Origin of the sequence: Amycolatopsis acidicola (assembly GCF_007713735.2) — a bacterium.
GTDB lineage: Bacteria > Actinomycetota > Actinomycetes > Mycobacteriales > Pseudonocardiaceae > Amycolatopsis_E > Amycolatopsis_E acidicola.
The window spans coordinates 1-14546 of sequence record NZ_VMNW02000053.1 but is presented as its reverse complement, the minus strand read 5'-3'; the positions used below and the strand labels follow the sequence as shown (position 1 = coordinate 14546).

The following is a 14546-nucleotide window of genomic DNA, read 5'->3' as shown; positions in this document are numbered from 1 at the left end:
GTCCCCGGTCAGCATGGCCGCCGCCGCGGCGAACGTGGTCGGCAAGTTCCGGGGCGGGCTCGCCGACCTCCGGCCCGTGCCGCGCACGCTGATCGACCAGGGGCCCAACCGCTCGCTGTACCGGCTGGTGTCCGACGAGGAGCCGGACGGCCCGCCGGTGCTGCTCGTACCGCCGCTGGCCGCGCCCGCCTTGTGCTTCGACCTGCGTCGCGGCTGCAGTCTCGCCGAGCACCTCGTGGCCGGTGGGCGCCGCACGTATCTCGTGGACTACGGCAATGTGGCCTTTTCGGACCGGCGCCTCGGCATCGAGCACTGGATCGACGAGGTGCTGCCGCGGGCGATCCGGAAGGTCAGCGAGGACTCCGGCGGGCAGCCCGTGCACCTCGTCGCGTGGTGCCTCGGCGGGCTGTTCTCGCTGCTGACGGCCGCGAGCGGGGACGAGCTGCCGATCGGGTCCATCGCCACGGTCGCCTCGCCGGTCGACTTCACCGCGATCCCGCTGATCGCCCCGTTCCGGCCGCTGGTGGAGGCCACCGGCGGGCATCTGCTGACCCCGTTCTACCGGGTGCTCGGCGGCGCACCGTCCTATGTGGTCGGTCGCGTGTTCTGGGCGACCGGGATCAACAAGGAGATCACCAAACCGCTGGCGATCCTGCGGAACCTCGACGATCGCGACTACCTGGCGCAGATCGAGGCCGTCGACCACTTCATGGACAACATGATCGCCTATCCCGGGCGCACGTTCGGCCAGATCTACCACCGGTTCTTCCGCGCGAACGACCTCGCCGAGGGGTCGGTGGACCTCAACGGGCGGATCATCTCGCTGGCGCGGATCAAGGTGCCGGTCCTGGTCATCGCGGGCGAGAACGACACGATCGCGCCGCGGCGCGCCGTGGAGCGGCTGACAGGGTTGCTGGACGGCGCCCCGTCTGTCCGGTTCGAAACGGCGCCGGGCGGGCACCTGGGCGTGCTGACCGGTCGGCGGGCCCGCGGGACGACGTGGCACCACATCGACAACTTCCTCGACGAAGTGGCCTAGAGCGCGTCCTAGATCAGGCGCCTCGTGTAGCCGGCCTCGACGAGCCGGGCGTAGGCCGCTGTCACCTCGTGGGGCATTTCCTGCGGGCTGGCGAAGCCCCGGCGGGCGTACTCGGTGATGCGCTGCGTGTCGCCGACGAGCATGTTGACCACACGGTCCTCGTCGCCGATGCTCGCGAGGTATTCGTCCAGTGGCAGGGGTTTCGACGTGCACCGCACCTCGACCTCCGGCCAGCGCCTGCGGCACGTCGCGTACGCCCGCCGCTGCTGGTACGGGCGGCAGATGAGCAGCACGGACTTGATCTCCCGGCCGGCGAGGACGCGCTGGGAGAACTGGATGTTTTCGCCGGTATTGCGCGCTTCCGGCTCGATGAGGATCGCGCTGTCCGGCACGCCGAGGTCGAGGGCGTGTTCGCGGTAATGGACGGCTTCGCCACGGGGAAAGCGGTCCACGGTGGTGGGCGCGTTGGCCCCGGTGAACACCAGCAACGGGAACAGTCCACTGTGGAACAGCTCGGCGGACCACGTGGCGACGCCGAGGTCGTGACTGCCGAGGCCGATCCCCACGTCCGCCGGGCGCGGTTCGTGGCGCAGATCGTGGTAGTCCCACAGGGTTCGCACGTCGGCGCGGAGTTCTTCCCTCACGGCGATTGACCGTACCCGGTGCGCGGCGATATGTTGTTCCGCTGCCCAGAGGGAGGCCGCATGCTTGATGACGAGAAGCTGTCCAAGATGCTCGTGCGGGGGCCGCGCCCCACGAAGGTCACCATCGTCGACTACGACCCGGCCTGGCCGGCCCGCTTCGAGCGGCGGGCGGCGGAGCTGCGGGAGATCCTGGGGGAGCGTGCGCGGCTGATCGAGCACATCGGCTCCACGTCCGTGCCCGGCCTCGCCGCGAAGCCGGTCATCGACATCGTGGTGGGTATCGACGATCCCGACGACGAGGAGGCGTACCTCCCGGACCTGGAGCGGGCGGGCTACGACCTGCGCGTGCGCGAGCCGCAACACCGCTGCTTTCGCGCCGGTGACCCGGACGAGCCGGTGAACCTGCACTGCTACCCGCCGGACAACGTGGAAACGCGGCGGTACCTGGCTTTCCGGGAACGGCTCCGTACCAGCGACGCCGACCGCGACCTGTACGAGGCCACCAAACGCGAGCTGGCGAAGCAGGAGTGGCGCGACATGAACTACTACGCGGAGGCGAAGTGGCCGGTGATCTCGGAGATCCTGGCGCGCGGTGGCTGGCGGGGTTAGCGCGCGGGCTTGTAACGCCTCCCCGCGGGGTCTCGATCTACGAGTGCTGGTCACCGGAACGGGGCGAGGGGCATGAGCGACGAAATCCTCAAGATCGTCCCGACGAACCCGTACTGGCAGCCCCACCCCGACGACGCGGCGAGCCTCGTCGAGCTGGTCCGGACCTTCGCGCGCGAGGCCCACATCGAGGAGTACTGGCACCAGGCCGTCGAGTTCATGGACTGCGGGTCGAACCTGGCGGCGGTCGGCTGCCCGCACTGCGGCGCGCGGATCGAGTTCCGCGAATGGGACGACCTGATGACCTCCCGCTACGACAACGGCTTCACGACGCTTGAGGTCGAAGTCCCGTGCTGTGGCAGCGAATCCACGTTGAACGCGCTGGACTACCACTGGCCCTGCGCCTTCGGCCGGTTCGCCGTCGAGCTCCGGAACCCCGGCCGCGCCGGCTTCACCGACGAGGAACTCATCGAACTCGCCCGCGCGCTCGGGCATCCGGTGCTGCAAGTCCGGGCGCGCCTCTGAGAGCGGTTGCTTACCGCGGCGTCAGGGACGCCCATCGTCAGATCGCGAGAACGAGGCCGATCGACGGTATGCACCTGACGCAGCTACGCGCGACGATAAACGAATTCGCGAACGATGTGCGGCGACGGATTCCGGACAGCCAACTCCAGGACGACCTGCACCAGCGTATGGACCGTGAGTGGAGGGCTACCCGGTCTCGGGAAACGTGGTTGAACCACAGTTCCGAGACGGTCGACCGCGACCGCATGGGACTGCGCGGCGTCAGGACTCGTTCAGGATGACTGCTTCGCGCACCAGTTCGCGGAAGGCTTTCTCGTCGAGCTTGTCGTCCGCGTGGATGTCGAGGGCACGGCGCGTGCCGGCGGTCATGCTCGCGTTGAACAGGCCCGACGGGTCGGCGAGCGACGCGCCCTTGGCGAAGGTGACCTTCACCTTGTCCTTGTACGTCTCGAGCGTGCAGATCAGACCGGAATGCGAGAACGTCGGCACCCCGTCCGGGTTCGATGCCTTGCGCCACTTCGCTTCCTCGACCACGTCAGGGTCGGCCTCGAAGATGAGCGCGCGCACCCGCTCGACGGTCTCGGTTCTCCAGTCAGTCATGAAGCAAGAATATGTCACCACCGCAACCTCCACCTCCGATGCCGGGACCGACGAGTGCGCACAACGAAAACCGCCCGGGTCGGCAGGCACCGACCCGGGCGGATTCCCGTTCCCGCACAAGTTACTTCAGCTGGGCCGAAGTCTTCCCGAGTACCCTACGCGCCACGATCAGCTGCTGGATCTGCTGCGTCCCCTCGAAGATGTCCAGGATCTTCGAGTCGCGCGCCCACTTCTCCAGCAGCGACTCCTCCGAGTAGCCGAACGCACCGGCCAGCTCCACGCACTTCAGCGTGATGTCCACGACCGAGCGCCCCGCCTTGGCCTTGGCCATCGACGCCTGCAGCGAGTTCGGCTTGCGGTTGTCCGCCATCCACGCCGACTCCAGCGTCAGCAGGTACGCCGCCTCGTAGTCCGATTCCAGTTCCAGGAACGCGGCGGCCGCGGCGTGCTGGGTGTTGGCCGGTTTGTCGTAGTCCACGGTCACCCCGGCCTCGGCCAGGATGCGGGTCGTCTCCTCCAACGCCGCCCGCGCCACGCCGAGCGCCATGGCGGCCACCAGCGGCCGCGTGTTGTCGAAGGTCTGCATGACCCCGGCGAACCCCTTCTTGGTGTCCACCTCGGGGCTGCCCAGCAGGTTTTCCTTCGGCACCCGGCAGTTGTCGAAGCGCAGCACGGCGGTGTCCGACGCGCGGATGCCGAGTTTGTGCTCCAGCCGCACGACCTCGAACCCCGGCGTGCCCTTCTCCACGACGAACGACTTGATCGCTGCCCGCCCCTTCGACTTGTCCAAAGTGGCCCAGACGACCACGGCATCGGCGCGCTGGCCCGACGTCACGAAGATCTTCTCGCCGTTGAGCACGTAAGCGTCGCCGTCCTCGACGGCGGTGGTGGTGATCGCCGCGGAGTCGGAACCGCAGTCCGGCTCGGTGATCGCCATCGCGGCCCAGATCTTGCCGAACCGCGCCAGCTGCTCCTCGTTCGCGACCGACGCGATGGCCGCGTTTCCCAGGCCCTGCCGCGGCATCGACAACAACAAAGCCACGTCGCCCCAGCACATCTCGATCGTGCCGAGCACCGTGTTCAGGTTGCCGCCGTTGCGGTTGCCCTTCTCTTTCTCCTTCTCGTCGCGGCGCACCCCGGCCGCGCCCGCGCCGCCCTCGCCGGACGAGTTCAGCCCGTCCAGCACCGCGGCGAACATGTCCAATTCGGACGGATACGCGTGCTCCGCGCGGTCGTACTTCCGCGAAATCGGGCGCAGCACCTGGGAAGCGGCCTGGTACGCCTGGTTGATCAGTGCGCCGGCCTTCTTCGGGGGCTCGAGGTTGATCACAGCAAAACCCTTCTCTACAGGAGGACGACGCCTTCGGCGATGCCGATCGCGCGCAGGTCGCGGTACCACCGTTCCACCGGGTGCTCCTTGGTGAACCCGTGCCCGCCGAGCAGCTGCACGCCCGCGCTGCCGATCCGCATTCCCTTGTCCGCGGCCAGTTTCCGGGCGAGCGCCACCTCGCGCGCGTACGGTTTGCCCTGCTCGGCCCGAGCCGCGGCACGCAACGTGACCAGCCGCATGCCCTCGACCTCGATCGCGATGTCGGCGACCGAGAACGCGACCGCCTGCCGGTGGCTGATCGGCTCACCGAACGCGGTGCGGTCGTTCACGTAGGGCACGACGTAGTCGAGCACGGCCTTCGCGGTACCGGTCGCCAGCGCCGCCCATCCCAGCCGCGAAAGCCTTACGACATCGGTGAACACGTCCGGCGAACCGCCGCCGAGCAGCGCGCCCGCGGGCAGCTTCACCTTCTCCAGGAACAACTTCCCGGTCGCCGCGCCCCGCAGGCCCATCGCGGGCTCGGCCTCGATCGAGACGCCCTGCGTGGACGATTCGATGAGGAACAGTGCCGGGCCGCGACCCTCCAGATCGGCCGAGACGATGAACAGTTCCGCTTGCGCGGCGCGGGGAACCAGCGACTTCACCCCGTCGATCTGGTAGCCCGAAGGCGTCCGCTTCGCGCGCACGGAAGGCTTGAACGGGTCGAACAGCGGGCGCGCTTCCTGCAGGGCCAGCGCGGCGGCCGGGACGTTCTCGCCCACGAACGCGGGCAGGTAGTCCGCCTGCTGCTGCGCGTCACCCCAGAGCACGAGCGCCGTGCTCACCGCCGAGGGCGCGAGCACCGCCACGGCGAGCCCGAGGTCACCGTGCGCGAGCGCTTCGGCGATCAGCGCACTCGTGACCACGGACCGCTCCGTGCCGGCGCCGTCGAGCTCCTCGGGGATGCCGATCTGCGTAACGCCTAGCTCGGCGGCCCGCGTCAGCAGGCCGTCCGGCGGGGCCAGTTTCGCGTCCGCCTCGGCGGCGGCCGGGCGCAGCTGCTCGGCAGCGAACTCGGCCACCGTCTCGGCGATCATCTGCTGCTCTTCGGTGGGGGTCAGGTCGAACAGACCCTTCCCGGAAGGCGCCGGAGGCCGCGCGGGCTGGCCGAGCCTCCGCGCGGAGCTGAACGTGCGGTTCGCCGCACCCGCTACGCGAAAGCCGTTCTTCGTCGCCGCGCCGACCAGGTTCTGCACCGGTGCGCGCAGCCCCGTGCGCTCCAGTGTCCTGCTGCCGGCGAGCTTGGTCAGCCCGGCGAGAGCGGCGCCCATGACGTCTCGCTTCCGCCGCGGTGTTCCGTTGAGCGCTGCCACGTCGCACTCCCATCAGACCGTTACCTACTGGCGAGTAGGTTACCACGAGTCAGGAAGGATCGGTGAGTACCTCGTACCGGCTTTACCGGAACGAGTGCACAGCGAGCGGGGACGCTCAGGAAAGGCGCAGTACGGCGCGCATCAGCGCGACCAGCTCGGCCGAGAGGTTCGGCCGCTTGCTCACGCGGCGCGTGCGGGCGAGGTCGTTCGCGATGGTGAGCGCCGCGTGCACGGTGATCTTGGCTTCCTTCGGCGGAAGTTCGGGCCGCGCCGCGCACAGCAGGTTCACCCACTGGCCGACGTACTCGCGTTGCCTGCGGAGCAGATCAGCGCGTTCGTCCTCGGAGAAGTTGACACCGTCCACGGAGAACGACACCGCCAGCTCAGGCGAGCCGGTGAGCACCTGCACGTAGGAATCGACGAGCCCGCGCAGCGCCGCGGACTCGTCCGTGCTGCTCCGCAGCACTTCGTCGGCCGCCAGCGCCAGCCGGTCCGCCGAACGGCGCCCGATCGCGTAGACCAGGGTCGCCTTGCTGGCGAAATGCCGGTAGACGCTGGGGCCCGCGATGCCGGCGGCCGAGCCGATGTCCTCCATGCTCACGGCGTGGAAACCCCGCTGGCGGAACAACTCCGCGGCCTCCGCCATCAGCTGCTCGCGCCGTGACGGCGTGCCGACACCCGTGGGTTTGGGGGTGTCCACTTCCTCCTGCGGCGGCAGGTCCGCGGACAAGACCTGCTTGGCCAGCTCGACCAGCAGCTGCACGAAACGCCGCTTCGCGACCGTTGTGCGGTGCACCGACACGCTGCCGAAGACGCTCAGCGCGGCCCAGCAGAGCAGCTCCGCGTCGTCCGCGCTGAGCTCAGGACGGACTTCGAGCAGGACCTTCGCCCAGCCGGTGAGGATCACGCCCGAGCGTTTCCCGATCTCGCGCTGGTCTTCCGGGGACAGATGCCGCCCCTGCCAGCGCCACAACGCCGCCACGTCACGCCGCTCGACCGAGGCCGCCGCGATGCGGCTCAGCAGCTCCTCCACCTGCTCGCCGCTCGGGCTCCCCAGCGTCGACAGCGCCGCCGTCGTCTCCGCCTCCATGTCGCGCACCGCCGACAGGAGCACGTACGCGAGCACTGCCTGCTTGTCCGCGAAATGCCGGTAGAGCGCCGGCCCGGTGATCCCGGCCGCCGCGGCGATGTCGTTGATCCCGACGCCGTGGTAGCCGCGGGCACGGAACAGCTCGGCCGCGACGGCGGCCAGCTGACTCTTCCTGTCCCCGGGGCGACGGGTTTTCGAGGGCTGCATGGTGAGACCACTCTAGCTTCGGTGAATCATGACGCAAGCGGTTGACACCAGCGCATATGTGCGGACTATGTTAGTGGAAATTAGCATCATCCGAGGAAAGGCCGTCGGTGTGAGCAACGAGGCATACATCTACGAGGCGATCCGCACGCCTCGTGGGAAGAACAAGGGCGGGTCCCTGCACGGGACCAAGCCGATCGACCTGGTGGTCGGTCTGATCGACGAGCTCAAGGCGCGCCACCCGGGCCTGGACCCGGCCAAGATCGAAGACATCATCCTCGGCGTCGTCTCGCCGGTGGGTGACCAGGGCGCGGACATCGCGCGCGGCGCGGCGATGGCCTCCGGCCTGCCGGACACCGTCGCGGGTGTGCAGCTGAACAGGTTCTGCTCCTCCGGTCTGGAGGCGGTCAACCAGGCGGCGGCGCGGGTACGCTCCGGCTGGGAGAGCCTGATCCTCGCCGGTGGCGTGGAATCGATGTCGCGGGTGCCGATGGGCTCCGACGGTGGCGCGATGTTCACCGACCCGGCCACGAACTACGACACCTACTTCGTCCCCCAGGGCATCGGCGCCGACCTCATCGCCACGATCGAGGGCTTCTCGCGCGAGGACGTGGACCGGTTCGCGGTGCGCTCGCAGGAGAAGGCCGAGGCGGCCTGGTCCGGCGGCTACTTCGCCAAGTCCGTGGTTCCGGTCAAGGACATCAACGGCGTCACGATCCTCGACCACGACGAGCACCGGCGTCCCGGAAGCACCGTGGAGAGCCTCGGCAAGCTCAAGCCCGCCTTCGAGACCATCGGCGAGTTCGGCGGTTTCGACGCGGTGGCGCTGCAGAAGTACCACCAGGTCGAAAAGATCGACCACGTGCACACCGGTGGCAACTCCTCGGGCATCGTCGACGGTGCCGCGCTGGTGCTGATCGGTGACGAGCAGGTCGGCAAGGACCTCGGGCTGACCCCGCGTGCGCGCATCGTGTCCGCCGCGATCACCGGCTCCGACCCGACGATCATGCTGACCGGTCCGACGCCCGCCACCAGGAAGGTGCTGGACACCGCCGGGCTGACCGTCGACGACATCGACCTGTTCGAGCTGAACGAGGCCTTCGCCTCGGTTGTGCTCAAGTGGATGAAGGACCTGAAGCTGCCGGAGGAGAAGGTCAACGTCAACGGCGGCGCGATCGCGATGGGGCACCCGCTGGGCGCCACCGGCGCGATGATCCTCGGCACCATGGTGGACGAGCTGGAGCGCCGGCAGCAGCGCCGCGCGCTGCTTTCGCTGTGCATCGGTGGCGGGATGGGTATCGGCACGATCATCGAGCGGGTGTGAGGACATGACCAACACCATCAAGTGGGACAAGGACTCCGACGGCATCGTCGTGCTGACCCTTGACGATCCCAACCAGTCGGCGAACACGATGAACGCCGACTTCCGGGAGTCCTTCAAGGCCACGGTCGAACGGCTGGAGTCCGAAAAGGACTCGATCACCGGCGTGGTGATCACCTCGGCCAAGAAGACGTTCTTCGCGGGCGGTGACCTCAACGACCTGATCCAGGCCACGCCGGAGCACGCCGAGGAGATCACCAACAGCACCAACGCGATGAAGGACCAGTTGCGCCGGCTGGAGACGCTGGGCAAGCCCGTCGTGGCGGCCATCAACGGCGCCGCGCTCGGAGGTGGCCTGGAGATCGCGCTCGCCACGCACCACCGCATCGTGGCCGACGTGAAGGGCAACGTCATCGGCCTGCCCGAGGTCAGCCTCGGCCTGCTGCCCGGCGGCGGCGGGGTCGCGCGCACCGTGCGGCTGCTCGGCATTCAGAGCGCGGTGCTGAACGTGCTCGTGCAGGGCCAGCGGCACAAGCCCGCGAAGGCGCTGGAGCTCGGCCTCGTGCACGAGCTGGTGTCCACTGTGGACGAGCTGCTGCCGAAGGCCAAGGAGTGGGTCAAGGCCAACCCCGATGCCGTGCAGCCGTGGGACGTCAAGGGCTACAAGATCCCCGGCGGTTCGCCTTCGAGCCCGGCTTTCGCGGCGAACCTGCCCGCGTTCCCGGCGAACCTGCGCAAGCAGATCAAGGGCGCCCCGATGCCCGCCCCGCGCGCGATCCTGGCCGCGGCGGTCGAGGGCGCGCAGGTCGACATCGAGACGGCCACCCTGATCGAGACGCGGTATTTCGTCAGCCTGGCGATCGGCCAGGTCGCGAAGAACATGACGAAGGCGTTCTTCTTCGACCTGCAGCACATCAACTCCGGTGGCTCGCGGCCCGACGGTTTCGAGAAGTACACCGCGAAGAAGGTGGGTGTGCTCGGCGCCGGCATGATGGGCGCCGCGATCGCCTATGTCTCGGCGAAGGCCGGTATCGACGTGGTGCTCAAGGACGTCTCGCAGGAGGCGGCCGAAAAGGGCAAGGGCTACGCGGTCAAGCTGGAGGAGAAAGCGCTTTCCCGCGGCAAGACCACGAAGGAGAAGTCGGACGAACTGCTCGCGCGGATCAAGCCGACGGGCGACCCGCAGGACTTCAAGGGCGTCGACTTCGTGATCGAGGCGGTGTTCGAGAGCCAGGAGCTCAAGCACAAGGTCTTCGGTGAGATCGAGAACGTCGTCAACCCGGACGCCGTGCTCGGCTCGAACACCTCCACGCTGCCCATCACCGGCCTCGCGCAGGGTGTGCAGCGGCAGGAAGACTTCATCGGCATCCACTTCTTCTCGCCGGTGGACAAGATGCCGCTCGTGGAGATCATCCGTGGCGAAAAGACCTCGGACGCCACGCTGGCGAAGGTCTTCGACTACACCCTGCAGATCAAGAAGACGCCGATCGTCGTGCACGACAGCCGTGGCTTCTTCACCTCGCGTGTCATCGGCACCTTCATCAACGAGGCCGTTGCCGCGGTCGGTGAAGGCGTCGAGCCCGCGTCGATCGAGCAGGCCGGTTCGCAGGCCGGGTACCCGGCTCCGCCGCTGCAGCTGATGGACGAGCTGACCCTGACCCTGCCGCGCAAGATCCGGCAGGAGACCAAGGCTGCTGTCGAAGCGGCGGGCGGCACCTGGAAGTCGCACGCCTCCGAAGCCGTCATCGACCGCATGCTGGACGAGTACGACCGCAAGGGCCGTTCCTCGGGCGCCGGTTTCTACGAGTACGTGGACGGAAAGCGCACCCGGATCTGGCCGGGCCTGCGGGAGGCTTTCAATTCCGGCAGCGGGAACGTCCCGTTCAAGGACCTGCAGGAGCGCATGCTCTTCGCGGAAGCGCTGGAGACGGTGAAATGCTTCGATGAAGGTGTGCTCACCTCGGTGCAGGACGCCAACATCGGCTCGATCTTCGGGATCGGTTTCCCGGCGTGGACCGGTGGTGTCATCCAGTACATCAACCAGTACGAAGGTGGCCTGAAGGGCTTCGTCGCCCGCGCCCGCGAACTGGCGGAGCGCTACGGCGACCACTTCCAGCCGCCCGAGTCGCTGGTGAAGAAGGCCGAAGCCGGCGAGATCTTCGAGTAAGCACTCTCGCTGAAGAAAGCTGCCCCTCCCCACAGCACCGGGAGGGGCAGCTTTTTTGTTTGGGGGAACCCGCCGCCCGGCAACGAAAGCCGGGAACACCCGACGACCACACCCCTCCGCCGCTCCGATCCCCAGCCTGCTTTTGCGATCTTGGTGCTGGGTCAAGGCATCTTTCCAGCCTTGACGCAGTGCCGAGATCGCAAACACTTACGGATCGGGGCGGCGGAGGGGTGCACACAGCGCGCCCTGCGCGCGTCCGTTGCTGTCGCAGGTTGAGCTAAGGCCAAGAAAGCCGAGAGAAAAAGATTAAAAGATTCCCTCGCCGGGAGGCAGGCTCCAGGATGGGCACGGCCCGTAGCTTGGCCGCCGGTTGCGGGGGTGGTTGGGGGAGAGGTGGCTGCTCATCCCGTCGCCTGCGAAAGCGCTATCACTTTCCCCTGGGCCCGCAAGCTCTGGTCTTTCGGGCGCGTGCTGGGGAGAGGGGTTGCGGGCCCAGGGAAAAGTGATGTGGGGCTGGGCAGGCGACGGGATGAGCACCCACCTCTAGGGCGGATCGCTGGCGCGATCCGCCCTGAAGAGCCTAAAGCAGCGAGGGAACAGCCGCGTCGATCAAGTGCGGGCCCGGCTCCGCCAGTGCTGCGCGGAACTGCTCTGCGAGCTCCTCCGCGGTGGTGGCCCGGGTCGCCGGAACGCCCATGCCTTCCGCGATCCGCACGAAGTCCATGTCCGGAGTGGACAGATCGAGCAGGCTGTTCGCCTTCGGGCCGCTGCTTTCCGCGCCGACCCGCTGCAGCTCCATGCGGAGGATCGCATACGCGCGGTTGTTCAGCAGAACCGTTGTCACGTCGAGGTTTTCCCGTGCCTGCGTCCACAGCGCCGAGATCGTGTACAGGGCACTGCCGTCGGACTGCAGCGCGACCACCGGCCGGTCCGGCGCCGCGATGGCGGCACCGGTCGCGACGGGCAGGCCCTGGCCGATCGCGCCACCGGTGAGGGTGAGCACGTCGTGCCGTGGTGCGCCGGAGGTGGCGCCGGGGAGCAGGAGACCGGAAGTGTTCGCTTCGTCAGAGATGATCGCGTTCTCCGGAAGGAGCGCGCCGATCACCTCGACCCAGTTCTGCGGCGTCAGCGGGCCGGTGGGCAGTTCGGGCCGCTTTGCTTGCTGCAGAACGGGTTCCGTGTCCGGGGCGACCTGGTCGGCGAGCGATTCGAGTGCGGCGACGACGTCTTGGCCGATCTCGGCGAGGGTGTGCACCTGCGCGCCTTCGGGGACCAGCTCGCTCGGCTTGCCCGGGTACGCGAAGAACGAAACGGGCGCTTTCGTTCCGGCGATCACGACGTGCTGGACACCCTCCAGTTGGTACGCGGCCTGCTCCGCGAGATACCCGAGACGCTCGATTTCCGGCAGCCCGGCGCCACGCTCGAGACGAGCGGGGAAAGTCTCCAAGAACGGCTTGGCGCCCGTCGCCGTCGCGATCCGGCTCAGGGCCCGCAAACCAGCCTCATGACAGGCAGGGCCACCGGCGAGCACGGCGACGCGCTCGCCGCCGCGCAGCAACTCGGCAACCGCCTTGACCGTCGTTTCCGCCACGGCGTGCGGAGTGCGCGGCGGGACCGGCGGCACAGGCGCACCACCGTCGCCCCACGACACATCGGCCGGGAGGATCAGCGTGGCCACGCGGCCGGGCGGGTCCTGTGCGGCCGCGACGGCCGCTGCCGCATCCGCGCCCACGTCGGCCGTGCTGCCGGAGGTGCGGACCCAGCCGTTGAGCGAACCCGCGACCGCCTCGATGTCGGACTCCAGTGGCGCGTCGTACTTCTTGTGGTACGTCGCGTGATCGCCGACCACGTTGACGACCGGCGTGTACGCGCGGCGGGCGTTGTGGAGGTTCGCCAAGCCGTTGCCGAGGCCGGGCCCCAGGTGCAGCAGCGTGGCCGCGGGCTTCCCGGCGATCCGCGCGTAGCCGTCGGCCGCGCCGGTGACCACGCCCTCGAACAGGGCGAGCACGCCACGCATTTCGGGCACCGTGTCCAGTGCCGCGACGAAATGCATCTCCGAAGTACCGGGGTTCGCGAAGCACACGTCGACACCCGAGTCGACGAGCGTGCGGATCAACGATTGCGCGCCGTTCAATGCTGCTCCTAGTCGAAGAGTACGCCGGGGTTCAGGATGCCCCGCGGATCGAAAGCCTGCTTGATTCGCTTCAGCAGCTCCAGTTTCGCCGGGTCCTCGAGCTCGACATAATGGTCCTTTTTGGCCTGTCCGATCCCGTGTTCACCCGAGATCGCGCCACCGGCGGCCATCCCGGCGGCGAAGATGTCGTGCAGCAGCCGATGCCGTTTTTCCGGATCCTTGCAGAAGATGGCCAGGTGCACGTTCCCGTCACCGGCGTGCCCGCAGCCGATGGCGCCGGACTCGGCGGCCGTGGCCAGTTCCCGCACCTTAGCGAGGAAGCCCGGCATCTCCGAGCGTGGCACGACCACGTCGATCACGTCGTCCGCGCCGCTGGATTTCGCCGTCCAGAAGGCTTTTTCCCGCGCTTCGATGAGCTTCCGAGCCGAACCGCCGTCGAGCACGTACACGTCCGTGGCGCCCAGCTCGCCGAGCAGCTCCCCGGCCCGCTCGACGTCACCGTCGAGCCGGTCGCCGTCCCGGTTTTCCAGCCCCACCACCAGATACGCCTGCGTGGCATCGCGGACCTCGTCGGGGATACCGAGCGAAAGCTTCTCGTTGTAGCTGATCGCGGCCATCGTCAGGTTGTCGATGTACTCCAGGATGTTGGGCTCGAGCCCGCCGGAGATCACCTTCGGGACGGCGCGCACCACCTGGTCGAGATCGTTGAACGGGGCCAGCAGCGTGGCCGAGTGCGCCAGCCGCGGGTGCAGTTTGACGATCACCTCGGTGGCCAGCGCGAGTGTGCCCTCGGAGCCGATGATCAGCTGCGTGAGGTCGTAGCCGGTGGAGATCTTGGACGTCTTCCCACCGGTGCGGATGATCTCCCCGGTGGGCAGGACCGCTTGCAGGCCAACGACGTTGTTACGCGTGACGCCGTACTTCACGGCCCGCATCCCGCCCGCGTTGGTGCCGACATTGCCGCCGACGCTGGCGCTCAGCTCGCCCGGGTACACCGTGTACGCCAGGCCCGCGGCGGCCGTCTGCTCGTCGAGCTCCGTCAGCGTGACGCCGGGCTGAACGACGGCGACCTGGTTGTCGGCGTCGATCTCGAGTACGGCGTGCATCCGCTCGAACGACACCAGCAGGCCGTCCTCGCGCGGGCGCGCGGCGCCGGAAAGGCCGCTGCCGGAACCGCGCGCGGTGACCGGGATCCCGTGCTCGGCGGCCGTTTTCAGCAGCGCGGCGACCTCCTCGGCAGCGCCGGGTTTGGCCACGTACGCCGGTTTGCGCGGCTCGCAGGTGAGGGACTCGTCCCTCGCGTAGTCCTCACCGACCTGCGCGCCCGAGAGCAGGTTGTGCTCGCCGACGATCTCGGCGAATCGTGCCGCGACGTCTCCCATGACCCGCCTTTCCGTGCTCGCTTGTGGGCAGCGTAGTACGGACCCTACCTGGCGGGTTGCGAAGATGTTTCACGTCTGTGGGGGTGGTGCCCGCGCGGGTGGCCAACACGCGCACGGGTGCGGCAAACACGCCAACGGGAGGGGCCAACATG

12 protein-coding genes are annotated in these 14546 nt (G+C 68.4%); 5 read left to right on the top strand and 7 right to left on the bottom strand.

The window, feature by feature from the left end; genetic code table 11:
• Positions 1 to 13: 13 nt before the first annotated feature.
• Positions 14 to 1039, top strand: a complete 1026-nt coding sequence (locus tag FPZ12_RS28720; protein ID WP_144751072.1) for an alpha/beta fold hydrolase — start codon at positions 14 to 16, stop codon at positions 1037 to 1039.
• An 8-nt stretch (positions 1040 to 1047) separates the two neighbouring features.
• Here FPZ12_RS28720 and FPZ12_RS28715 read toward each other — a convergent pair whose 3' ends face one another.
• Complete coding sequence (locus FPZ12_RS28715; RefSeq protein ID WP_481726122.1) at positions 1048 to 1683, bottom strand: YdcF family protein; 636 nt, start codon at positions 1681 to 1683, stop codon at positions 1048 to 1050.
• Between the two features lie 60 nt (positions 1684 to 1743).
• On the opposite strand from FPZ12_RS28715, the gene FPZ12_RS28710 reads away from it, so the two are divergent.
• The gene (locus FPZ12_RS28710) at positions 1744 to 2292 is read left to right on the top strand and encodes a GrpB family protein (RefSeq protein ID WP_243770079.1); all 549 of its coding nucleotides are present in this window, start codon (positions 1744 to 1746) and stop codon (positions 2290 to 2292) included.
• A 72-nt stretch (positions 2293 to 2364) separates the two neighbouring features.
• Positions 2365 to 2814 (top strand): hypothetical protein, encoded by a 450-nt coding sequence (locus tag FPZ12_RS28705; protein WP_144751015.1) that lies wholly within the window; start codon positions 2365 to 2367, stop codon positions 2812 to 2814.
• Positions 2815 to 3075: 261 nt separating this feature from the next.
• Here FPZ12_RS28705 and FPZ12_RS28700 read toward each other — a convergent pair whose 3' ends face one another.
• The 4 genes from FPZ12_RS28700 to FPZ12_RS28685 all read right to left on the bottom strand — a co-directional run bounded on the left by FPZ12_RS28700 (position 3076) and on the right by FPZ12_RS28685 (position 7393).
• Positions 3076 to 3414 (bottom strand): DUF1801 domain-containing protein, encoded by a 339-nt coding sequence (locus FPZ12_RS28700; protein ID WP_144751013.1) that lies wholly within the window; start codon positions 3412 to 3414, stop codon positions 3076 to 3078.
• A gap of 121 nt (positions 3415 to 3535) precedes the next feature.
• Positions 3536 to 4744 (bottom strand): acyl-CoA dehydrogenase family protein, encoded by a 1209-nt coding sequence (locus tag FPZ12_RS28695; RefSeq protein ID WP_144751011.1) that lies wholly within the window; start codon positions 4742 to 4744, stop codon positions 3536 to 3538.
• A 14-nt stretch (positions 4745 to 4758) separates the two neighbouring features.
• A complete protein-coding gene (locus tag FPZ12_RS28690; RefSeq protein WP_144751008.1) occupies positions 4759 to 6054 on the bottom strand; it encodes an acyl-CoA dehydrogenase family protein in 1296 nt (431 codons plus the stop codon).
• 157 nt (positions 6055 to 6211) lie between these two features.
• Positions 6212 to 7393 carry a TetR/AcrR family transcriptional regulator gene (locus FPZ12_RS28685; RefSeq protein ID WP_144751006.1) on the bottom strand — a complete coding sequence of 394 codons (1182 nt, stop codon included), beginning with the start codon at positions 7391 to 7393 and terminating at the stop codon, positions 6212 to 6214.
• A 109-nt stretch (positions 7394 to 7502) separates the two neighbouring features.
• Here FPZ12_RS28685 and FPZ12_RS28680 point away from each other — a divergent pair, with 109 nt between their 5' ends.
• On the top strand, positions 7503 to 8714 hold the full coding sequence (locus FPZ12_RS28680) for an acetyl-CoA C-acetyltransferase (RefSeq protein ID WP_144751004.1): 1212 nt from the start codon (positions 7503 to 7505) through the stop codon (positions 8712 to 8714).
• 4 nt (positions 8715 to 8718) lie between these two features.
• The gene (locus FPZ12_RS28675) at positions 8719 to 10878 is read left to right on the top strand and encodes a 3-hydroxyacyl-CoA dehydrogenase NAD-binding domain-containing protein (protein WP_144751002.1); all 2160 of its coding nucleotides are present in this window, start codon (positions 8719 to 8721) and stop codon (positions 10876 to 10878) included.
• A 580-nt stretch (positions 10879 to 11458) separates the two neighbouring features.
• On the opposite strand, the gene FPZ12_RS28670 is transcribed toward FPZ12_RS28675, so the two are convergent.
• Together FPZ12_RS28670 and FPZ12_RS28665 are read right to left on the bottom strand one after the other, a co-directional pair.
• A complete protein-coding gene (locus FPZ12_RS28670) occupies positions 11459 to 13012 on the bottom strand; it encodes an acetolactate synthase large subunit (protein WP_144762582.1) in 1554 nt (517 codons plus the stop codon).
• 8 nt (positions 13013 to 13020) lie between these two features.
• Complete coding sequence (locus FPZ12_RS28665; protein ID WP_144762579.1) at positions 13021 to 14394, bottom strand: FAD-binding oxidoreductase; 1374 nt, start codon at positions 14392 to 14394, stop codon at positions 13021 to 13023.
• Between the last annotated feature and the right edge of the window lie 152 nt (positions 14395 to 14546).